Annotated in this window: 16 protein-coding genes; 7 read left to right on the top strand and 9 right to left on the bottom strand. The window is 71.1% G+C overall.

The window, feature by feature from the left end:
• Positions 1-232: 232 nt before the first annotated feature.
• On the top strand, positions 233-2374 hold the full coding sequence (locus AC6EXY_RS31290; protein ID WP_499818749.1) for an AAA family ATPase: 2142 nt from the start codon (positions 233-235) through the stop codon (positions 2372-2374).
• A gap of 148 nt (positions 2375-2522) precedes the next feature.
• Here the strand turns inward: AC6EXY_RS31290 and AC6EXY_RS31285 are convergent, their stop codons facing one another.
• Together AC6EXY_RS31285 and AC6EXY_RS31280 are read right to left on the bottom strand one after the other, a co-directional pair.
• Positions 2523-2753 (bottom strand): type II toxin-antitoxin system HicA family toxin, encoded by a 231-nt coding sequence (locus AC6EXY_RS31285; RefSeq protein ID WP_499818750.1) that lies wholly within the window; start codon positions 2751-2753, stop codon positions 2523-2525.
• Positions 2754-2768: 15 nt separating this feature from the next.
• Entirely contained in the window at positions 2769-2963 is a 195-nt protein-coding gene (locus AC6EXY_RS31280; protein ID WP_499842453.1) for a type II toxin-antitoxin system HicB family antitoxin, read from the bottom strand.
• 222 nt (positions 2964-3185) lie between these two features.
• On the opposite strand from AC6EXY_RS31280, the gene AC6EXY_RS31275 reads away from it, so the two are divergent.
• A complete protein-coding gene (locus tag AC6EXY_RS31275) occupies positions 3186-6371 on the top strand; it encodes a tetratricopeptide repeat protein (protein ID WP_499818752.1) in 3186 nt (1061 codons plus the stop codon).
• Between the two features lie 34 nt (positions 6372-6405).
• Here the strand turns inward: AC6EXY_RS31275 and AC6EXY_RS31270 are convergent, their stop codons facing one another.
• The 3 genes from AC6EXY_RS31270 to AC6EXY_RS31260 form a co-directional block, all read right to left on the bottom strand.
• The gene (locus tag AC6EXY_RS31270; protein ID WP_499818753.1) at positions 6406-6933 is read right to left on the bottom strand and encodes a hypothetical protein; all 528 of its coding nucleotides are present in this window, start codon (positions 6931-6933) and stop codon (positions 6406-6408) included.
• A 137-nt stretch (positions 6934-7070) separates the two neighbouring features.
• Complete coding sequence (gene pglW, locus AC6EXY_RS31265; protein ID WP_499818754.1) at positions 7071-11693, bottom strand: BREX system serine/threonine kinase PglW; 4623 nt, start codon at positions 11691-11693, stop codon at positions 7071-7073.
• 147 nt (positions 11694-11840) lie between these two features.
• Positions 11841-13346: a PstS family phosphate ABC transporter substrate-binding protein gene (locus AC6EXY_RS31260; protein WP_499818755.1), complete on the bottom strand. Its 1506-nt coding sequence runs from the start codon at positions 13344-13346 to the stop codon at positions 11841-11843.
• 372 nt (positions 13347-13718) lie between these two features.
• Here AC6EXY_RS31260 and AC6EXY_RS31255 point away from each other — a divergent pair, with 372 nt between their 5' ends.
• Positions 13719-14045, top strand: coding sequence for a DMT family transporter (locus tag AC6EXY_RS31255; RefSeq protein WP_101832815.1), 327 nt, complete (start codon positions 13719-13721; stop codon positions 14043-14045).
• An 18-nt stretch (positions 14046-14063) separates the two neighbouring features.
• Here AC6EXY_RS31255 and AC6EXY_RS31250 read toward each other — a convergent pair whose 3' ends face one another.
• The 3 genes from AC6EXY_RS31250 to AC6EXY_RS31240 form a co-directional block, all read right to left on the bottom strand.
• Entirely contained in the window at positions 14064-14471 is a 408-nt protein-coding gene (locus tag AC6EXY_RS31250; protein WP_101832814.1) for a VOC family protein, read from the bottom strand.
• Between the two features lie 10 nt (positions 14472-14481).
• Positions 14482-15078 (bottom strand): helix-turn-helix transcriptional regulator, encoded by a 597-nt coding sequence (locus AC6EXY_RS31245; protein ID WP_499818756.1) that lies wholly within the window; start codon positions 15076-15078, stop codon positions 14482-14484.
• 235 nt (positions 15079-15313) lie between these two features.
• Positions 15314-16531 carry a radical SAM/SPASM domain-containing protein gene (locus AC6EXY_RS31240; RefSeq protein ID WP_101832817.1) on the bottom strand — a complete coding sequence of 406 codons (1218 nt, stop codon included), beginning with the start codon at positions 16529-16531 and terminating at the stop codon, positions 15314-15316.
• A 749-nt stretch (positions 16532-17280) separates the two neighbouring features.
• On the opposite strand from AC6EXY_RS31240, the gene AC6EXY_RS31235 reads away from it, so the two are divergent.
• The 4 genes from AC6EXY_RS31235 to AC6EXY_RS31220 all read left to right on the top strand — a co-directional run bounded on the left by AC6EXY_RS31235 (position 17281) and on the right by AC6EXY_RS31220 (position 20598).
• A complete protein-coding gene (locus tag AC6EXY_RS31235) occupies positions 17281-18114 on the top strand; it encodes an RICIN domain-containing protein (RefSeq protein ID WP_243407754.1) in 834 nt (277 codons plus the stop codon).
• A 60-nt stretch (positions 18115-18174) separates the two neighbouring features.
• Positions 18175-19200, top strand: coding sequence for an aldo/keto reductase (locus AC6EXY_RS31230; protein ID WP_499818757.1), 1026 nt, complete (start codon positions 18175-18177; stop codon positions 19198-19200).
• A gap of 2 nt (positions 19201-19202) precedes the next feature.
• On the top strand, positions 19203-20045 hold the full coding sequence (locus AC6EXY_RS31225; RefSeq protein ID WP_499818758.1) for a nitroreductase family protein: 843 nt from the start codon (positions 19203-19205) through the stop codon (positions 20043-20045).
• 88 nt (positions 20046-20133) lie between these two features.
• Positions 20134-20598 carry a peroxiredoxin gene (locus AC6EXY_RS31220; RefSeq protein ID WP_499818759.1) on the top strand — a complete coding sequence of 155 codons (465 nt, stop codon included), beginning with the start codon at positions 20134-20136 and terminating at the stop codon, positions 20596-20598.
• Between the two features lie 116 nt (positions 20599-20714).
• Here the strand turns inward: AC6EXY_RS31220 and AC6EXY_RS31215 are convergent, their stop codons facing one another.
• The gene (locus AC6EXY_RS31215) at positions 20715-21152 is read right to left on the bottom strand and encodes an SsgA family sporulation/cell division regulator (RefSeq protein WP_243407756.1); all 438 of its coding nucleotides are present in this window, start codon (positions 21150-21152) and stop codon (positions 20715-20717) included.
• Between the last annotated feature and the right edge of the window lie 268 nt (positions 21153-21420).

The raw sequence follows: 21420 nt of genomic DNA, 5'->3' as shown, positions 1-21420 counted from the left end.
CCCTACGCCGTGTCGGCTACGCCCTCATCCCACCCGGCCGACGTGATCACACCACCCCGACCGCCGCCCTCGATCTCCACAGCTTCCCCTGACAAACCAGGCAGACCCCCCACATGAAGAAGCCCTGGCTGTAACCCGGGGCCAGGTCGGCGTCGCCGAGTTGCACCTACATGCGGGGCTTGGCCGGGCCCTCTGTCGCGTGGTGCGCGGGCTGTGAGATAGTGCCGCGACCATGGCCAAGGTAACCGCCACACCTCCACAGCTGCCACCCGCGGGCTCCAGCGACTACGCCATCACAATCAAGGACTGCAACAGCATCACCGAAGCGCAGATCACTCTCCGGCGCGGGTCGCTCAATATCAAGTACGGACCCAACGGCATCGGGAAGAGCACCATCGCCCGTGCGCTTGTTCTCAACGCCCGGGGCGGGAATGCCCTCCAAGACCTACTTCCGTTCAAGTACCGCCATGGCAGCAGCGGGAAGACGCCGACGGCCGTGGGTGCCGACGAGATCAAGAACGTCCTCGTCTTCGATGAGCACTACGTGTCCCAGTTCGTCTTCCAACCCGACGAGGTGGTCAAGAACAGTTTCGAGATCTTCATTAAGACGCCCGAGTATCAAGCGGGTATCGAGGAGCTCGATGCCATCTTCGAGGACCTGAGGAAGGTGTTCCTGGAGAACGAGGCGCTTGATGATGTGATTGCCAGCTTCACCGAGCTGCGCAACGCCTTCACCATCACCAAAGCCGGTGGGATCGCGAAGACCAGCAAGGGGTTCAGGGCGCTCGGCATGGGCGGGAAGCTCGCCGCGATCCCGAAGCCCCTCTTGGGCTTCGAGAAGTTCCTCCATAGCGACGACCCGGCGGGATGGCTGTCGTGGCAATCGAGGGGTAAGAGCTACCTCGAGCTATCGGACAATTGCCCCTTCTGCTCGATCCCTGACATGGACAAGAAGACCGCCGTCCACGTATCCGAGGAGTATGAGTCCGCCGCGGTCAAAAACATGGGCGCGCTGCGCCTCGTCATCGACAGGCTGGCGGGCTCCTTCGTGCCCGAATGCCATGCGCAACTGCGGAAAATCACGACGAGCCTGGAGGAACTTTCCCCGGAGCAACACCAATTCCTGGTGAGCTTGCGAGGTCAAGTCGAGACGCTTCTGAACAAGTTCACCGCACTGAAGATGCTCTCGTTCGTGTCCTTGCGCGATGAGCCCGACGTGGACACGGCGCTGAGAAGTCTGAAGATCGACCTGGAACTTCTGGACGCGCTCAATTCCGAGGACACACAGCATGTCGTGGAAGGGATGAACGCAGAGCTTGATCGTGTCGCGCTGCGGATCAACGACATTAAGAGGCGCGTGGGCATCCAGAAGACGCGGGTGGCGAAGTCGATCCAGCGGAACCAGGACGAGATCAACGAGTACCTCCGGTCCGCCGGCTACAAGTACGGGGTGCGGATCGAGTCCAGGGACGACTCTTATCGGATGATCGTTGAACACCAGGATGCTCCGGGTCACCTGGAGGCTGCCGCCAGCCATCTGAGCTTCGGCGAGCGAAACGCTTTTGCGCTCGTTCTGTTCATGCATCAGGTCCGCCGCGATGCGCCCGACCTAGTCGTCCTCGATGATCCGGTGTCGAGTTTCGACAAGACGAAGAAATTTGCCATTCTCCACAAGCTCTTTCATGGCAGGCAAAGCCTCCGGGGATTCACCACGCTGCTCCTGACCCATGACATCGAGCCTGCCATCGACATCGTCCGAACCGCGACGGCGGGGCAGTTCCAAGCGACGACCCCCGTCGCCCATTTCCTCCGGGGCCGGGAGGGGCGGGTGGAGGAGAAGCCTATCAAGCCCGCCGACATCATGACGTTCTCTCAGGTCTGCGACGAGAACATCAGCTCATCAGCCGATCCGGTAATCAAGTGCATCTACCTCCGCCGTCGCTACGAGGTCCACGGCGAACATCGGGCGGAATATGACGTTCTCTCAAGCCTTCTCCACGTTCGGGATGAGCCCAGTTCCAAGGGCGAGAATGGGGAGCTCATTCCGCTTGGCGAGGAGGAGCGCGAGCAAGCAATTGCCAATATCCAGGAGGTCATTCCCGGCTTTGACTACGTCGGTCTCCTGGCGCAAATTAAAGACCGGGAGGCCCTAAAGGCCAAGTTCGAGTACACGAACGTGGGCTACGAGAAAGTCCAAATCTTCCGCATCGCCTTGGAGCTTGACCCCGACGCCCCTGGAGGCGATGCCGCCTTCAAGAAGTTCGTCAACGAGTCGTACCACATCGAGAATGAGTACGTGATGCAGCTGAACCCGCGCGAGTTCGATGCGGTCCCGGAGCATGTCGTCCAAGCCTGCGCGGACCTACTCATGTAGCGCGGCCGCACATACATTGAGCTGATCCGGTGCATCGCGGGGCGCGTTGGACACATGCGCAAGAGGTTCTAGCCTCTGGCAGTTCGACGTCCACCGTGAAGAGGCTGGTCGACCGTCGCCTCAGGAACGATCATCCTTCACGCGAGGATCACAATAGGGCCTGTAGGTCTTCTACCGTCAGGCCAGCATCCACTAGTATCTGACGAAGCGTCCCTTTCGGAACATCTCGTCCCGCGTGAACTGGAACGGTGACATCGAGCCCACGGGGATCGGGGTTGCGAAGGCGATAATGACTGCCCTTGACTCGGGCCACCTCGAACCCGACCTTCTGCAAGGCCTTGACGAGATCTTTACCAGGGATCGATAGAACTGGAGGCACGCAGCGCTTCCAAACTCAGGCGACGTCCAACATTATGGTGAACTCTTCAGGAGCACCGTCGTCTTCGAGAATCATGAGGACAGCCTCGTGCAGATCTGCCAGCGCATCCTCACGGTTATCGCCACTGCCGTTGCACCCGACACGACCGACGTAGGCGTGGGCACACCAGACACCGTCTTCGTCCTGCTCCACCGTGTAAGGGATGTGCACCGCCCGGCTCATGCCTGCCAGGATAGCGTGCAATGCACCCCCGATGGCCCTCCGCCCCTCGGGTTTGCCGATGTCTCGTCAGTGTCTGCGATCGGTGAAGCGCGTAAGTGGCGGGATGGCTGCGGAAGAGTCGCCAGAAGCCCTGGGCGGCGCCTCGTCTTCCAGGCCGATCAGAGCTGGGCACCCAGCGTCTGGTTTGGGTGACTGTGTCATGCTGTTCGGGTGACGGGCGGGGATCGCGCTGTCGACGTCTTCGTGTCCTACGCCGAGGACGGGCTTGGCTGGGCGAAGTGGATCACGGCCACCCTGGAGGAGGCGGGATATCGCGTTCGGCTCGACGCCTGGGACGCCGTCCCGGGCACCCACCTGCCATCCTGGCTGAACGAGGTGACGCAGCAGGCCCGCCGCACGATCGCGGTGGTGTCGGACGGCTACCTGGACTCAGCGACGGCGCCGGCGGAGTGGGGGGCGGCCTGGTCGCCGCGGATCGCGGACGGCGAGCGCCGCCTCCTGGTCGCGCGGGTGGCGGACCGGCCGATTCCCGGGCTGCTCGGCCAGCTCGTCCCGATCGACCTGGTCGGCCGTAGTCCGTTGGCCGCGCAGACCATGCTCCTCGCGGCAGTGCGTTCCGAGACCGAGACTCCGGCGGCGGGCGACGACGGTCCGGCGGGACCGCGCGAGGGATGGAGCGTCCCGGGCCGCGGCCGAGGCAGCTCAACCGACGTCCTGTTCCCGGGGGAGCTGCCGGCGGTGTGGAACGTGCCGCGGCCGGCGAGCCGGTTCGTGGGCCGGACGGCGGCGCTGGGTCACCTCGACGAGGCGATGTCCGCGTCGGCGGGTCGGCTGGTCGCGGTGACGGGGCTCGCGGGGATCGGCAAGACGAGCCTGGCCGTCGAGTACGTCCGTCAGCAGCGGATGGGCTTCGACGCGGTGTGGTGGGTGCCCGCGGGGCGCCCGGAGCTGGTCGGGGAGCGGGTACGGGCGCTCGCACCGGCGCTCGGGCTGCCCGCGCACGCGGAGCCGGCCGCGGTGCTCGCCCGCCTCGACGCCGCCGACGGGCGATGGCTGCTCGTCCTCGACGGCGCCGCCAGCCTCGACGAGCTGCCCGGCTGGCTGACGCCGTCCACCGGCGAGGGCCGGATCCTGGTCACGTCCCGCGCCGACGACTGGGCCACGGCCGGCGCGGTGGTGGTGCCGGTCGGCCCGATGCCACGACCGGAGTCGGTGGCGCTGCTCGCCGAACGGTTGCCGACGGTCGACCCGCAGGTCGCGTCCCGCATCGCCGACCAGCTCGGAGACCATCCGCTGGCCCTCGACCAGGCGGCTCACCGGATCGGCCAGGCCCGGGTGCCCGCGGAGACCTACCTGGCGGCGTTGATCGACCGGCCCACCGTCCTGCTCGGGCAGGGAGAGGTGCCGGGACGGCCCGGGGTCACCGCCGCCACCCTGTGGGACGAGCCGATCCACCGTCTCGACGCGGACGCGCCGGCCGCCGCCGAACTCCTCCGCCTCGCCGCGCACGGCGATGCCACCCCGCTGCCGCTGCGGATCCTCACGGCCGACCCGGCGGCGATCCGCGGCGTGGAGCTGCGAGCGGCTGCCGGGGATCCGCTGGAGCTGGCCGACATGGTCGCCGCCCTGGAACGCTCGGGCCTTGCCCACCGCGACGGCGCGGCCCTGGCCATGCACCCCCTGGTCCGCAGTGCCGTCCGCGCCGACACCAACCCCGAACACGCCGAGCAGCTCGTCGACTCCCTCGGCCGGATGCTGCACAGCGCCCTGCCCGAGCAGGTCACAGCCAACCCGGACGCCTGGCCAGCCTGGCGAGAGCTACTCCCCCACAGCCTGGCCACCCTCGAGGCCACCGACCCCGCCGCGGACACCCCGCACACCGCCTGGCTCGCCGAGCACACCGCCGCCTACCTCACCGAGCAGGGCCGCCCCGACCAGGCCGAACCCCTCGCCGCACGCGCGGTGACCGCCCGTGAACGCCTCGACGGCCCCGACCACCCCGACACCCTCACCGCCCGCGAAACCCACATCCGCGCCGCCCTCAACGCCGATCACCTCGCCGTCGCCGGCCCCCTCGCCGAACGCAACGCCACCGACCGCGCCCGCCTCCTCGGCCCTGACCATCCCGACACCCTCACCAGCCGCGAAACCCTCGCCCGCGCCTACCAACGCGCCGGCCACCTCGACCACGCGACCCAGGTTTTCCAGCAGAACCTCACCGACCGCACCCGCATCCTCGGCCCCGATCATCCCGCGACCCTGGAAAGCCGCCACCGCCTCGGCGCCGCGCTCGACGACTCCGGCCGTGGCGACGAGGCAACCCGGATCCTTCGGCCTACTCTCATCGCCCGCGATCGCGTTCTCGGCGCCGACCATCCCGAGACTCTGAACACCCACCACCAACTCGCCGCCACCTACCAGCGCATGGGCGCCACCGGCGACGCTCTCGCCCACGCCGAACCGACCCTCACCGCCCGCGAACGCGTCCTCGGCCCCCACCACCCCGCCACCCTCGACAGCCGCCACCAGCTCGGCGTCATGTACCGCCACGTCGGCCGTCTCAGCGAAGCCACGCACGAACTCGATCAAGCGCTCGCTGGCCGCGAGCACGTTCTTGGTCCTGACCACAGAAGCACTCTCGACAGTGCCCACGCACTCGCCAGTGCCCACCGATCAGCCGGGCGCCCGGAGGTTGCTGTGCCTCTTTTCGAACGGGCCCTCACCGGCCGTGAAAATACCCTTGGCCCTGACCACGAGAAGACGACTCTCAGCCGAGAGCAGCTCGCCGTCGCCTACATCGCGTGCGGACGACCGGGCGACGCTACTCCGCACCTTGAGCGCCTTCTTGACCGCCATGAACGTGTCCTTGGTGGTACGCACCCCCGCGCTATGGAGGTCCGCGACACCCTCGCGGCCCATTACCGCGACACCCAGCAGCCTGAATCAGCCCGTCACCACCTGGAACGCCAGATCGACGCGGGGATCCAGACCGGAGGTGCCGATGCCCGCACTTTGCGATCGGCGACCAGTCTCATCGAGGTCTATCGCCAGACCGGCCGGACAACCCAGGCAGTCGAACTCAGCGAGCATGTCCACGCCATCCGCAGCCACACCCTTGGCCCAGATCATCCTGAGACCCGGGCGAGCCGGGCCACGCTCGCTGACTCGTACAGTCAAGCCGGCCGGTATACCGACGCCGCTCCGCTGTACCGCGCCGCTCTGACGGACGCGATGCGCGAACACGGCCCGTACCACCCGGAGACCCTCGGCGCCCGTCGCGCACTCGCACACGCAGCATCAGCGGCGGACTCCAACGGACCTCTCCACTCAGAGCGGCCGAACCTCACCGACAGTCCCCCTCATCCCGAGACCAGCCGCCCCCGATTCGGCGCCTGAACGGCCGGCATCCACCATGCCCATCAGCGAGGCGTCAATGGAGGTCAGCTGGCCCATCTCCATCTCCATCCGCGACCGAAGACGCATCCGGCTCCTCTGATGGCCGCTTCAGCCGCCCCAGCTTGTCGAACAACCGCGACCGCGCATCGTCCGCAGCAGGCCACTCCTCGGCGCGTTCACGCTCGCGCTCTTCACGAGCACGCGCCTCGCGCGCGTCGGCAGCCGCATTCGCCTTGTCTCGAAACTCTCGCATCCTCTGATCAAGTTCCTGCTGCTCTGACGCGAACTCGTGCTCCGCGGCCAGACGATTCGTCAGTTCCTGATCGTCGCGGGAGTTCCATGTGTGGGTGAAGGAGCCGTCCCAGTTGACGGGGCGTAGAGGCGGGCGATCGGCCGGCGGGGTCTCGGACAGTCCGGCAGGACCGCTGGGAGAAGGGTCGGATGGGGACCAGCTTCGAGGAGCCGTCGCGTCCGATGCGGGTACGGCTGGGTCCTGGTCGGCGTGGGGGGCCTCGTCGGGGCCGGCGTCGGGGTCGGGGTCGTCGGTCGGGGCATGGGACACGGTCGTCCTCCTTCGGCTGGCACCAGTGGTAATCATCCCACTGCGCGCCGCGCGTTCACCGCGGCCGGCAGCGTCCGGCGTCGCCGGGGCCGCTGCTGCGATCCGCCACGCTGTGGGACCGCCCTACCGCGTCGCGGTCAGGAGGCCTTGTCGGTGTGGTCGGGGTCCTCGTCGGCGGCGCGGTGGCGGTTGCGGGCCCAGGAGTCCGGGAGCGCGATCCACTCGCTTTCGGTCGCCAGTTGGACGAGTGCGCCGTCGAGACGCGGCGGGCGGGTCGGCTCGGGAGTCGGGCACAGCACCCAGACGGGCCGGGCGCCGGCGCGGGCCCACTCGGCGAGGGTGAACAGGACGTCCATACCTCGTCCGCCGTAGCGGCCGAAGACCCCGGCGTCGTGCAGCAGGAGTGGCAGGCGGCGGCCACCGGCGGGGGTGTCGGCCACGACCAGGGCGGTGAGCCGCGGCTCGGCCCGATCCCAGGCACGGCGGACGTAGTCGGCAAGGTTGGTCGCCGCGCGGGTGCCGGGCTCGGCGGCGTCCGCGCGCAGGATCGTCGCCCAGGTCGGCTTGGGTCTGAGGTCGACCTCGGCGTGCAGGGCGTCGAGGAAGACAGCGGCGACGTCGACCAGCTCGGCGGCGAAACGCGGGCGGATCAGTCCCGCGCGGGCGGCCAGGTAGTGGTTGCGCCGCACGGTCAGGGCCCGGAAGCCGTCGACGGCGGCGGCGGCGAGCAGACGCTGCTCGACGAGTGCCGCAGCCGCCTGGTCGGGGTGGTCGAACACCGCGGGTGACGGCCCGCGGCCCAGGTCGGTGGGCTCGCGGACGACCGGGGTTGCCCGCGAGCCGAACCCGGCCGAGGACAGCAGGCCGTGCGGCGGCACGTACCCCTCTCGGGCCGCGTCCCATTCGAGGATGAATCCGGCGGCGGCCAGGGGCGTGTCCAGGGCCGGATGCGCCGGCAGGTCGACGGCCAGGTCCGGGAAGCGGTTGTGTACCCGCTCGTGGATGGTCGCCACGTCCAGCAACGGCCGCGGGACCTCGACGGGACGGATGGGCAGCACGCCGGCCTGGGCGAGCCGCAGCGCCCGGACGAGGTCCAGGTCGCGGGGGTAGATCTCCAGGCGAGCGTTGGCGGCCGCGGTACGGGAGGCGGCGGCCGCGAGACGGACGAGGCGCTGCTGGTCGAGCGCCGCCAGGCCGGCCGGCACGTCGGCCGTCGCGGCCAGTTCACGCTGCACGGTTGTCGGGGCGGGTAGTTCCTCGGCCCGCGCGAGCCGGTCCGCGGCCCGACCCAGGGCGATGGCGTAGTCGAACAGCGCGGGCGCGGCGGGCGTCAGCGGGCCGTCGTCCTCGGTTGCCTCCAGCGCGACCAGGATGCGCTCGTAGTACCGACGGCGGGCCAGGCGGGGCTCCGAGTCCAGGTCGGCGGTCTCCAGCGCGGCGCGGACCGCGGCGGCGGCGAAGGCCCGACGGGCGTCCGGGGCCAGCGGCGTCCCGGTGCCGCGACGTCCGAGGACTGTGGTGACCAGCTCCTCGAAGCCCATGACCCGGCCGGCGTCCGTGAGGATCTCGACGATTTCGTCATGCACCGAGCGGACGGCGTCGTCGGCGTGCCAGGCCCGGCGGCGGGCCACGAGCACCTGCGCGATCCGGCCGGGCGACACGCCGATCCGGTCGGCGATCTGCTGCTGCGGCGCCCACAGCGGCAGGTCCGGGAGCTCGCCCGCGGCGTCGGGCAGGCCGAGCAGCAGCCTCGACGCCTCCCGCTCGGCGGCGCCCCGCCCGCCGGACCGCGCCCGGGGCAGCAGCCGGTCGGCGAGCGCCTCAACCGGCATGCGGCCGACGTCCGCCAGCAACGCTGCCGGGGACGACGGGGCCGCCGACGCACCGCCGCCGGGGACAGCGGAGTCAGCGGACTCCTCGGAGTCGGCGGAGCTGGAGGCCGGCCGCGACGCCGCCCCGGACGTCGCGGGGTCACCGGACGATCCGTCGGCGGCTGTGGATCCGGGCGCGGGTGCGGCGAACGCGCGGCGCCACTGACGGATCCGGGACTGCAGCTCCTGACGGGTCTTCGCGCCGGTGCCCGGAAGGCTGATGATCTCCTTGGAACCGAGGGCCAGCAGCGCGCCGACGGTCGTCGCGTTCACCTGGTGCGCCGCCGACACCGCCCGCGGCGACAGGCCCGCCGCCTCCAGCGGGGTGTCCGGTGTCGTCGCCGCCGTGACGGGCGCCGGGGGGGTGGAGTCGACGGCCCGGAAGATGGCCTGCCAGGCGTCCCGCATGTCCTTCAGCGATCCGAACCGCTCGCCCGCATCCCGGTGCAGCGACCGCAGGAAGAAGGCGGTGAGGCCGCCGCGGATCGCTGGGTCGAACGCCTCGGTGGCGAGTGTCGGCGGTCCGGGGGTGAGCCGGGCGTCACCCGAGCCGTTGCCCCACAGCGGCAGCTCGCCGGAGGCCATCTCGTGCAGGGTGACGGCGAGGGCGTAGCGCTCGGCGTGGTCGTCGTAGGTGGTGCGGATGCCGGCGCCGACGAAGGGGTCCAGGTAGCGGGGCGTGCCGGCGGTGGTGTCACGCACGGAGACGTTCGCCAGCGAGAAGTCGATGAGCACGAGCTGGTAGGTACGGTTCGGCCGGCGGCGGATGACGATGTTGTCCGGCTTCAGGTCGCGGTGGGCGACGCCCTCGCCGTCGAGGTAGTCGACCGCGCCGAACAGGTAGTCGCTGTACGTCTCCAGCTCGTCGACGGTCAGCCGGCCCTCGCGCAGCCTGCGGGCCACCGTCCGCTCGCCCGCGTGGTCGAGGACCAGCACCGTGCGCCCGCCGATGACGAGGGTGTCGGGGCGGGCCAGGCGGATCACCCGGGAGTCGTTCAGCCGGCCCAGCACGGACGCCTCGTGCGCGAGGCGCGGCGCCCGCTCGTCCGACAGCGCGATCTTGAGGACCTCGTCGCGGTCGGTCTTCTCGTTGTGGGCGAGGAAGGCCCGGCTCGTCGAACCGGTGCCGAGACGCTCCCGGATCCGCCACTCGCCTCCGACAAGGTCTCCGCGCTGTGCCTCGAGCGGATCGGCCTCGGGCTCGTCCGGCGCGGTGAACTCCTCCTCGACGAGCAGCAGCCAGTCGAGCAGATCGCCGACGCTCGCGAAACGGTCCTCGGGCACTGGCCGGGTCGCCTGCACGACCAGCTCGTTCGCGGCGTCCGACAGGGAGTCGACGACCTGGGCCGGGTGCAGGCCGCCGGACTGCTCGAGGCGCGACGTCAGCGCGTTCGGGCTGTCCGCCGGCGGCTGGCCGGTCAGGATCAGGTAGGCCAGCGCGCCGAGGCCGAACACGTCGATGCCGACCGGATCGGGAAAGGGGGCGCCGACCTCGGGCGCCAGGTAGCCGCCGGCGGCGAGCTCCAGATGCGGCAGGAACCGGGCCGCGGGCTGCACCGCCAGGTCCAGCGACGTCCTCGTCATCGCGCTCGACAGGGTGCCGGTACCGGAGCCGGAGCCCGTGTCGCGGGCCGCGGCCTGCCAGTCGCTGATCACCAGCCGTGGGACGAGCCAGCCCTGCTCGTCGTTGCCACCCGCGCGGCGCCGCCGTCGGCCGCCGGCCGGCACGACCAGGACGCTGCGGGCGGACAGCGCCCGGTGGTAGAGATGCCTGCCGTGGGCGTAGGCGACGGCCTCGGCCAGTTCGCGGATCATGTGCAGGCGGGTGCCCGCGTCCAGGCGGTCGCCGTACCGGTCGAGGTAGTGATCGAGGCGCATCTCGTCGGGGCGGTGACGGAAGATCAGCGCTGGCCCCGCCTCGTGGCTCTCCAGCCCGTCGACCTGGACGATCCCGGGATGGTTGATCCCGTGCAGTACCAGGAACTCGCGGCGCGCGACCGCCTCCCGCGCGGCCCGCTCGGCCTCTCCGGCGGCCCGTTCGACGAGGTAGATGCGTACCCGGCGCCGTTCGGAGGCGACCTGGGCGTGGGCGGCGTGGTAGTCCTGCCAGCTCGGGCCGGAGTCGAACGCCGGGAACTCCAGCTGCCAGGAGCCCACCCGCTGGTGGCGCCGGCTGCGGGCGATCCCCGCCGCCGGCAGCAGCTTCGCCAGCGCTTTCGACAGTGCCGGGGTGACGCGGTGCCGCTCGTCGCGCAGCGGCGCGTCGAGCAGGCCGGACCAGATCGACGGCAGCGCGCCGCGTGCGCCGCCCCCAGCCACCGCCCCGCCCCCAGCCACCGCCCCGCGCCCACCGCCGTCCTCCCCACCGCGCAGACCGGCGCTGCCGGCACCGGCACTGGCACCGGGACCGGGACCGGCACCGGGGCGGTCCGGGCCGAACACCCAGTGCAGCTGGTGTTCGGGCAGCTCGACCCGCAGCGTCGGGTTGGACAGGAACACCGCCGGCTGGATGAACGGGATCCTGGTCTTCGTCGCGCGGCCGGCGTTCTCCAGGAGGGTGCGCAGCTCCTTGGACTTCTGGTTCGCCAGGTGCAGCGGGTTGTCGAAGATCCTCGTGTTGCCCGACTGGCGGTGCTGGGTCCAGTTCGACCCGGCCGCCGTCAGCCGCCCGACCAGGCTCTTGATCTCGATCAGGTAGATGCCGCCGCGGGCGACGACCAGCAGGTCGACCTCACGGATGTGCCCGGTGGTCGCCGTGAAGGTGAAGTTCGACCACGCCCGGTACGGCTCGGCGTCCGGCAGCAGGAGCCGGACGTGCTCCAGCGCCTCCCGTTCATGGGGAAACTGCGACGGCGTGACCGTCTCCCAGCGACCCTGGCCCTCCCGCACGCGGCCCCCCACCGTCCACCGTGGCAGCGTCGGCTCCCGCCGCCATGCCCCTCCGGTATGCCGGTTGTGATCCTAAGTGACCGCCATCCCAGCGCAACAACACACCCCCGGGACCGAGAGCGGCTCTTCCGCTCCGGGACGGAGTGCTCAGCCGCGGCAGCGTTGGATGTTGTCGGGGGTGTAGCAGGGCTGGTCGTCGTCGGTGCTGACGTTGCTGCGGCCGGGGCCGGTGTTGAGGTACGTGAGGAAGCTGTCGACGAGGGAGCCGGGGACGGGCTTGCCGTACGTGTACGCGTACTCGATGGCGACGAAGCGGTAGCCGGCGTCGTTGATCATCGGCTGGTGGCCGTCGATGGCGATGGGGCGCAGGTGGGAGGAACGCTTGGCGGCGCGCAGGTCCATGTAGCCAATGCCGCCCGGGAAGGTCGCCACCTTCTGCACCATCTCGTCCGTCGACGACAGCGCGCAGTATTCCCTGTCGGCGCTGGTGTCCCGCGCGCAGCCTGCCGAGACGGCGGCCGGCTCCAGGTTGGGGGTGATGAACAGCCGGTCGAAGGAGATCCGGGTGCCCGAATCCGTCGTCCGACTCATGACCTGGACGGGCGCGGAGTATCGCGGGTCGATCTGGCTCCAGTTCGTGATCTGACCGGTGAAGATCGACCGTAGCTGGTCCGACGTCAGATTCGTCACGGGCACCTTCTCGTTCACCACGAGGGCGAACAGCGACCGGGCGACGGCCTGTCCCCACAGCCGCGGGCTCGCGCCCTCGTTCACCCGGCCGTCCGAGATGGCGATGATGTTCTTCCCGTCCGGCGACGGGGACGACGCGACGTCGCGCAGGCCGGCTTCACTGCCGCGCGCGTCCACCGTGATCCTCGCGCCGGTGCACTCCTTCTCATACCGGCGCGCCACCGCCTGGACGACGGGCGCGAACGCCGTCGAGCCGGCGACGGTCAGCTCGCCCTTCGCGCAGCCCAGCGGCGGGCGCTGCTCGTTGGACACGAGAATGATGCAGGCCAGGACGACGACGCACACGGTGAGCATCACGGTGATCAGGCGGGCCGGCCGGCTGAACTTGCGCGGCTTGTCGTCGACCGAGACGCTTTCGGTCTCGACGATACTGCCGTCCCGGATGCCGCCGCGCACCTTCATGTCGCTGCCGACGCCGCCGCCATCGAGCAGTACCAGGAGCTTGTAGTACTGGCCTGGATTGAGCGGCACCCGCGGCAGGTAGATGACGTTGTCGGTGTACCGGATGGCGTCCGGCGCGCCGAAATGGCCGAGGAGATGTTCCTGGCCCGGGTCCGGAATGACGACGACACCGCGGACGGTCAGATCGGCGACGTCGGCGGTGAGCCCGTAGGCGCCGCCGTTGGTGTAGTCGGCCTCGGTGATGCTCTGCGCACCGTAGTTCTCGATCCGCAGCAGGACGAGCGTCGCGTCGGAGATACCGGGCAGGTGACTGAACAGGCCGAAGATCGCCTGGGTGCGGCCGCCGCGGGTGCCGCCGCCGACCCGGATCGCCATCTGGACGCGGTAGCCGATCTGCCGGCTGCGCGGCCGGCGCTCATACCAGACGGCCGCCAGCGACGCGCCCAGGCCGAGCAGCGCCGTGAGCACGGCGATGATGTTGCCGGCACTCCACCAGTCCACGTCCCACCTCGAGCCCCCGCAGACGCGGCTTGATCATCCGTGACCGCGCCACAGTACGAGCCGGACGAACTCGCCGACAGTCACCGATCTGACCCGATCCCGACTGTTCGGCGGATGTTCACGGCGACGTCGGACAGCGGCCGCTGGCCCAGCCGTGCAGGTGGGCGCGGATGGCGGGGATCACGGTCCTGCCGCGTGCGATCAGGAGTCGGTAGTGTCCGCTCCGGGTGGAACGTCGTTAAGGCGACGAAAGCGCAGGTAGTGCGCCTGGGACCAGGGATTGACCGGTCCACGGGAGCCGTCCGGGCGGCCTGAGGCATGATCACGAGCGAGGCGCCGGCTCGGCCGGCGGTCTGATCGGGGGGCATGGGGATGGGCTGGCTGGCGCTCGGCGTGGCGATCGTCCTGGAGATCATGGCCACGCTGTCGCTTCGTCGCCTGTCGTCGGGATTCGCGCCACTGCCGATGGCGCTGGTCGTCGTGGGATACACCGGGGCGTTCGCCTGCCTCGCGGTCGCGCTGCGCTCGGTCAACGTGGGCGCGGCCTACGCGATCTGGTCGGGCATCGGCACGATCGGCATCACCGCGCTCGCCGCCCTGTTCTTCGACGAACACGTCTCCCCGGCGGCCCTCGCCGGCATCGCGCTGATCGTCGTCGGCGTCATCCTGGTCAACCTCGGCGGCGCCACCCACGGCTGACCAGGCGGACGCGGCCGGCTACTTCTTCTGCTCGATGCGGACCATGTTGCCGGCGGGGTCGCGCACGGCGCAGTCGCGCACGCCCCATGGCTGACTGGCGGGCTCCTGGAGGACCTCGACGCCGGGGGACGAGACGATCCGGTCGAAGGTGGCGTCGAGGTCGTCGGCGCGGAGCTGGACCATGAGCAGCTCGCCCTTGGCGAGCAGGGCGGCGAGGGCGTCGCCGTTCTCCTTGGAGCGGCCGGCGTGCGGCTGCGACAGGACGATCGCGACCTCCGGCTGGCTGTCGGTGACCAGGGTGATCCACTTGAAGCCGTCGCGGGCGACCTCGTTGCGGACGGTGAGGCCGAGGGTGTCGCGGTAAAAACTGAGGGCGGCGTCGGGATCGTCGACGAGGACGTGCATGCCGCTGAGGGAAACCGTCATGCCACCGACGCTAGGCGTGCCTCGCGACCTGCGCTTCTCCGAAACTGCTCTCCTGCGGCTCCGTGACCGCGGGCGCGGCGGGCGCGCCGCCCTGCCCGGCGACCGGGCGCTCGGCGACCGGGCGCTCGGCAACCGGGCGCTCGGCAACCGGGCGCTCGGCAACCGGGCGCTCGGCGACCGGGCTGTCCCGGCCGGGCCGCCCACGTGCCACCCGGCGCGGCCTCGTCGCCACCATGACCTGGCAGCTGGGGACGGCGCGCAGCTCGTCGTGGTCAAGGGCCCGGTACGCCGACGGCGACTCGCCGACCAGCGCGGTGAACCGGGCGGAGAACGAGCCGAGGCTCGTACAGCCGACCGCGAAGCAGACGTCCGTCACGCTCAGGTCGCCGCGGCGCAGCAACGCCTTCGCCCGCTCGATGCGCCGCGTCATCAGGTAGGAGTACGGCGTCTCCGAGTAGGCCTCGCGGAAGCGGCGGCTGAAGTGCGCCGTCGACATGAACGCCGTGCGGGCGAGCGCGGGCACGTCGAGCGGCTGCGCGTACTCCCGGTCCATCCGGTCGCGGGCACGGCGCAGCCGGCGCAGCTCCTCGAGGTCGGCGGCGCTCACCACGCCATTGTGCCCGGCTCCGCCTCGACGAGGCGCCCCCCGGTTGATGGCTCGGCGCCGGCCCGACGACGAAGCCGCGCGTCTTGCTGTACCTCACCGCGATGCTCCTGCGAATGCGCCTGCGCCTGCGCCTGCGCCGATCGGACCCGCGCTGACGATCGCCCATCGCGACGAGCGGCGCGGGAGCGGCGCGGCCCGCCGCCCGACGTGCACGACCGCCTGGCCGGGGCAGCGGTCATCCGGCCTGGAGGCCGCCGTCGGACACGGCTGACAGGCGGGGACGCAGATCGGCTGGCCAGGCAGCGGTGAGGGGTTCCACCACGACGTCGAACAGGCCGTGATCGAAGGGCTGGCCGGGGGCGGGGGCGACCGGGACGAGACGCTCGCGCACCCCCCGCCGGCGGTGTTCGAGGGCTCGGTGATGGCAGTACGGGTTGTTGCCGGGCCGACCGAAGAACGTGTGCGCCGTCCACGTGCAGCCGCCGCGGCACACGTCGGCGAACTCGCAGGTCCGGCAGAAGCCCCAGGTGCCATCGGCCGCCGTGGCACTGCCCGCGCCAGCGTTCAGGGCCAGGGCCGGCGCGTCGCGCAGCAGGTCGGCCAGGGTGTGTTCGCGGATGTCGCCGCCGGCGTAGGCCTCGGTGGGCAGCGACGGGCAGCCCTTGATCGTGCCGTCCGCCTCTATGCCCAGCGTCGACAGCCCCGCCTGGCAGCCCGCCCAGAACGCCGCGCCCTCGGGGGAACGCAGCAGCCGTTCGTACGGGCCGTAGTACCCGACGTTGTTCCCGGCGTGGACGCGGATGCCGTCCGCGGCGGCGCGGCGCGCGATCCCGGCGAGCAGCGGGAAGACGTCGAGCAGTTCGACCGGCTGCAGCAGGATCTCCCAGTTGTCCGCCGCGTTGCCCATGGGCACGGTGAGCTGCCACTGCCAGGCGGCGATGCCCGCCGCGCGCAGCGCCCCGTACAGGTCGGGAAACTCCGGCGTGGTCAGGCGGTTGATCTGGGAGTTGCAGGTGGCGGTGACGCCGGCGTCGGCCAGCCGTCCGATGGTGCGCAGGCAGGAGTCCCAGGAGCCGCGGCGCCCGCGCAGCCGGTCGTGGGTGGCGGGCATGCCGTCCACCGAGACGGAGCAGCGTTCGATCCCGGCGTCGCGCATGCCGCGCGCGGTGGCGGCGCTCATCCGGTAGCCGCCAGTCGTCACCGTGCAGGTCATCCCGCGGCGGGTGATCTCGGCGGCGATGACCAGCCAGTCGCGGCGCAGGTAGGCCTCTCCCCCGATGAGGGTCACCTCGTCGATGCCCGCGTGGTCGAGCTGGGCGACGAGGTCCAGGGCCTGCGCCGTCGTCAGCTCGGCGGGTCGGCGGGTGCCGGCGCGGGAGCCGCAGTGCCCGCAGGCGAGGTTGCAGGCGAGGGTCAGTTCCCACACCGCGTAGGTCCGCCGCGTCGCGCTCATCGGCCCGCGCACCGCTCCCACCAGCGGCGCCACCGGGAACGGCGCGGCGGGACGCCCGTACGAGCCCACCGGGACGGCACGCCGTCGACGGGCGGCGGAGGTGGGGCGCCGTACACGGGCGCCGGCGGGGGTGGAAGTGGCGGTACCGGAGGGGGGCCTGGTGGCGCAGCGCCATACGCGGGAGCCAGGGGTAGGGGTGGCGGGGCCGGCACGCCATCGGCCGGAGCCGCCGGGGGCGGGTACGGGATCGACGCGGCCTCGGGGGCGTGCTCCGCCTCCTGGGCGGCCAACCTGCGCGCGATGGCCTCGGCGCGGTCGCGGCTCACCTGCTCGTCGCGGGTCGGCCCGCGAGGCAGCATCGGCTCGGACGGCTCTTCGTCCCGCATCGCGGTGCCTCCCGGTCACGTGCCTGCCTGTGCGGCGCGGAAGGCACCATTGCCGGTGCGTTCCGATCTCCGACGCTCTTTCTAGTGGCCGCCGGGCCCACGCGGCAAGGGCCGTCTCCCGTGGTCGACGCGCCTGGGCCGACCAGTAATGTGATCATGACACTCTCGCCGACGCTGGCGTGAAAAGAACTACAGCACGCCCCGGGGATCCCGGTTTACACTGACCGGGTAAGCCGGTATAAGACCGACGGTGAACGTCCGCGTCGGTCGCCTGACTATTTCCGGCGGCATTACCAGTATTCTGGCCGACGAGTGGAAGGGCGCCGGATCAGGCGGCCACGCCACATCGTGGGAGGAGTACTGATGGCGGCTCGCAGCCTGCCCGCCATGCACATCCGCCGATGGACGGTCGTGGTTCTCGTCGTTCTGTACGCCATGGCCGTGGTCGCCGTCGCGGCGGCGACGTCGAGGGGCGCGAGATCGTATTTCTCCGACCCGCCGCGCAGCACGGCCCTGACCACCTCCACGGCCCCGGCCAGGCCGACGCCGGCGGCGCGCACCCGCTTTGCCAAGACCGCGTCGGGCGCGCCGTCGGCCGCCGCGGCGCCACCCAGCTCGTCGCCACCGTCGCCGTCCATCGGCGGCACGCCGGTCCCGCCCGGCGCCACGGGCCGCGCCGGCGGCGAGCCCGCAGCCCCGCCGCCGGCGGCGCCCTCACCCAGGTCCGTCCCGGGCGGTGCCGCCCGGAGCAGCGCGCCGCGCGCCGCGCCCGCGCCGGTCCCGGCGCCCGTCCCGAAGCCGCAGGCGGCCACGACCGTCTGGGTCAACGTCGCGACCCAGCTGTGCTTCGACAGCAACGCCAGCGGCAACGTCTACACGCTCGGCTGCAACAACGGCGACTACCAGCGCTGGGAGATCTCGGCCCGGGCCAGTGGCGTGCAACTGCGGGACGCCCGGACCGGACTGTGCGCGGCCACCCACGCGAACTACGGCTCGGACGGCGTCAAGCTGCGCGGCACCGTGTACGCCACGGCCTGCGGCGGCCAGCCGGCGCAGGTCTGGATCAGGTCGGACGAACGATTCGGCGCGGTTTTCCGGAGCACCGCCACCGGTGAGTGCCTGGACAGCGACGGCAGCGGAGCTGTTTACACCCAGGACTACAACGGCGGTAACTATCAGCACTGGAACAATCCGTGAACGCCAGGAAACGGCCGCGGGATTTGCGTCGCGGCGCCCGGTCGCGCAGGCTGTACCCACATGGACTATCGCGTACTCGGCCGCACCGGCGTGCGGGTCTCGCCGCTGTGCCTCGGCGCCATGATGTTCGGCACCTGGGGCAATCCGGACCATGACGACTCGATCAGGATCATTCACCGGGCGCTGGACGCCGGGATCAACATCATCGACACGGCGGACGTCTACTCCGACGGCGAGTCCGAGCGAATCGTCGGCCGGGCGCTGGCCGGGCGGCGCGACGACGTCATCCTCGCCACCAAGCTGTTCATGCCGATGGGCCCCGGGCCGAACCAGCGTGGGCTGTCCCGGCGCTGGATCGTCGCCGAGGTGGAGAACAGCCTGCGCCGCCTCGGCACCGACTGGATCGACCTCTACCAGGTCCACCGCCCCGACCCGTCCACCGACATCGACGAGACGCTGGGTGCGCTGACGGACCTCGTCCGCGCCGGGAAGATCCGCTACTTCGGCAGTTCGACGTTCCCGGCGCACGAGGTGGTCGAGGCGCAGTGGGTGGCCGAGCGCCGGGGCCGCGAGCGGTTCGCCACCGAGCAGCCGCCGTACTCGCTGCTCGTGCGGGGCATCGAGGCCGATCTGCTGCCGGTGGCGCAGAAGTACGGGCTCGGGGTGCTGCCGTGGAGCCCGCTCGCCGGCGGATACCTGTCCGGGCGCCATACCCGCGACGGCGGTGCGGTCACCAGCACTCGGTTGGAGCGTGTCCCCGGCCGGTTCGACCTGGCCCTGCCCGCGAACCAGCGCAAGGTCGAGGCCGCGATCGCGTTCGGCGACCTCGCCGCCGAGCTCGGCATCACCCTGATCGAGCTGGCGCTGGCGTTCGTCCTGCACCATCCGGCCGTCACGTCGGCGATCATCGGCCCGCGCACCATGGAGCATCTGGACAGCCAGCTCACCAGCGTCGACATCACCCTCGACGAGGCGACGCTGGACCGCATCGACGAGATCGTCTCGCCGGGCGTCACCGTCAACCCGCAGGACGCCGGCTACCTCCCGCCGGCCCTCGCCACCTCCGTCCTGCGCCGGCGCTCTTGACCATGCAGGAACCCCACGCCACACCCGCGCCCCACGCCACACCCGCGCCCGCGACGCCCACGACCGGTCCGGCGGCCAGCGACCTGCTGGACCTGCTCGCCACCACCCGGGCCATCCGGCGGCTGCGCCCGGATCCGGTCACCGACGACGAGCTCGCCACGGTGCTGTTCGCCGCGACCAGGGCACCGTCCGGTTCGAACCGCCAGCCCGGGCGCTTCCTCGTGCTGCGCGACGGACCGCGGGCTCGGCGCGCCAAGCAGCTGATCGGTGAGGGCGCACAGGCCGGCTGGGCGCAGAAGCGGACCACCGATCGGTACGACGAGGGGTCCGGGACACTCGCGGACTCACCGAAGGCCCGGATGGCCCGCACGATGGAGCGCTTCGTCGACACGTTCGACCAGACGCCCGTCGTCGTCCTCGCCTGCCTGGCCCGCTACCGCGAGCCCCGGCCCACCGACGGCGCCTCGATCTATCCGGCCTGCCAGAACCTGCTGCTCGCCGCCCGGGCGATCGGCCTCGGCGGCGTGATGTCCATGTGGCACGTCCCGGTCGAGGCTCAGCTGCGCGCCCTGCTGGACATCCCGGACGAGGTGGCGATCTCGGCGACGATCACGCTGGGGCGCCCCGAGGGCCGCCACGGCCCCGTCCGGCGCAGGCCCCTGCACGAGGTCGTCCATGAGGAGGGATGGGGCCTGCCCGCCGCCTGGGCCGTCGACCCGCCGGGCACCGCATACACCGCTGCCGGCCCCCCGACCGGCCATACCAGCCATCCGACCGGGCAGAACAACCCTCCTGCCGGACAGTCCGACTCCCCGAAGGGGCAAGTCGGCGCGCCCGCGGGATAGTCGGCCCCGCCGCGCCAACCTCGCCCGCCGCCAGGCGCGGAGGTTTATGCTCCCAGGCTAGGTACATATATTTCCGTGGACGTGAGGGGTGAGCATCGCGGTGAACGTGGGCGACACGGTAGGCGATCTGACGGGTGTCGACGAGACGGGTGCCGAGCTGCGCTTCGCCGACCTGCTCGCGAAGGGCCCGCTGGTGGTGTTCTTCTACCCGGCGGCGATGACCTACGGCTGCACCAAGGAGAGCTGCCACTTCCGCGACCTCGCCGGCGAGTTCGCCGACGCGGGTGCGAGCATCGTCGGGGTCAGCGCCGACGACGTGGCGAAGCAGGCCCAGTTCAGCGCCAAGCACTCGCTCGGTTTCCCACTGGTCGCCGACACGGACCGGTCCATCGCCGAGGCGTTCGGCGTGCGACGCAAGCGCGGCCCGAACAAGCGCTCGACGTTCGTCGTGGGCGGCGACCGCACCGTGCTCGCCCGCATCGACTCCGAGTTCGCGATGGGCCGCCACGCCGACCAGGCCCTCGAAACGCTGCGGGCAGGCCGCCCCGCCTGAGACGCGCCCCGCGCCCAGGGCCGCGCCGCGCAGGTCCGGCTGTCCCCCTGGGGCCGTGCCACCACCGTCAGCGAGGCCCTGAGAAGGCGCATGGTCCGCGGCCGCGACCACGAGTCCTACGACTCGTGGTCGCGGAAGCGTTCGAGTTCGGTGTTCCAGTCGACCAGGTCGCCCTCCGCGCCGGAGGGGACCGCCGCATAGGTGTCCCGCAGGAACGCGGCGACATGCTCGTAGGGCAGCTGGACGTCGGCCTGCCCGGCGGCCGACCGAAGCGTCAGCGCGAGCAGGCGGCTCCCGCCGTGGAACGCCGGGCGGACCTCGACCGCGCCGACGCCGGCCGGCCGGCGCGCGCCGTCGATCAGCAGTTGCCGGGCGAACGTCCAGGTCACCGTCCGGACGTCCGCCGTGCGCAGCCGCAGGCTCACGGCGAACGGGTCGGCCTTGTCGAAGCAGAGCGTCGCCGGGAACGGAACCCGCGCGCCGTCGGGCTGGAGGTAGTAGCCCGACATCCTGCTCTCGAAGCGATCATCGACGGGCGACCGGTGCTGCGACATGGCTGGCGTCCTCCTGCTCCACGATCCCACCCGCCGGGCGGTCCGCGGCCCTCAGGTGTCGGGCGCCATCTTGACATCCTCCCCGGCCTGAAGCTGATGGCCGGGGATTCCCGTACCTCGCGATACGGGTTCCTGCTTCATCAACAGATGCCTCCCCGTTCTAGGAGCGGGGTGGTCTCACTCCGTCTCCACAGGCTGACACCGCGAGCCCCGCGGCCAGAATGTTCCGTGCGGCGTTGACGTCCCGGTCGTGGTGGGTGCCGCAGGA

This window comes from Frankia sp. RB5 (assembly GCF_059816245.1).
This window is presented reverse-complemented; position numbering and strand designations above follow the sequence as displayed.

What these genes read in the sequence shown, in the direction of transcription:
- AC6EXY_RS31290 (WP_499818749.1), top strand. Translation starts at nt 233, where the DNA reads ATGGCCAAGGTAACCGCCACACCTCCACAGCTGCCACCCGCGGGCTCC.
- AC6EXY_RS31255 (WP_101832815.1), top strand. Translation starts at nt 13,719, where the DNA reads ATGGGCTGGCTGGCGCTCGGCGTGGCGATCGTCCTGGAGATCATGGCC.
- AC6EXY_RS31250 (WP_101832814.1), bottom strand. Translation starts at nt 14,471, where the DNA reads ATGACGGTTTCCCTCAGCGGCATGCACGTCCTCGTCGACGATCCCGAC.
- AC6EXY_RS31240 (WP_101832817.1), bottom strand. Translation starts at nt 16,531, where the DNA reads ATGAGCGCGACGCGGCGGACCTACGCGGTGTGGGAACTGACCCTCGCC.
- AC6EXY_RS31235 (WP_243407754.1), top strand. Translation starts at nt 17,281, where the DNA reads ATGGCGGCTCGCAGCCTGCCCGCCATGCACATCCGCCGATGGACGGTC.
- AC6EXY_RS31230 (WP_499818757.1), top strand. Translation starts at nt 18,175, where the DNA reads ATGGACTATCGCGTACTCGGCCGCACCGGCGTGCGGGTCTCGCCGCTG.
- AC6EXY_RS31225 (WP_499818758.1), top strand. Translation starts at nt 19,203, where the DNA reads ATGCAGGAACCCCACGCCACACCCGCGCCCCACGCCACACCCGCGCCC.
- AC6EXY_RS31215 (WP_243407756.1), bottom strand. Translation starts at nt 21,152, where the DNA reads ATGTCGCAGCACCGGTCGCCCGTCGATGATCGCTTCGAGAGCAGGATG.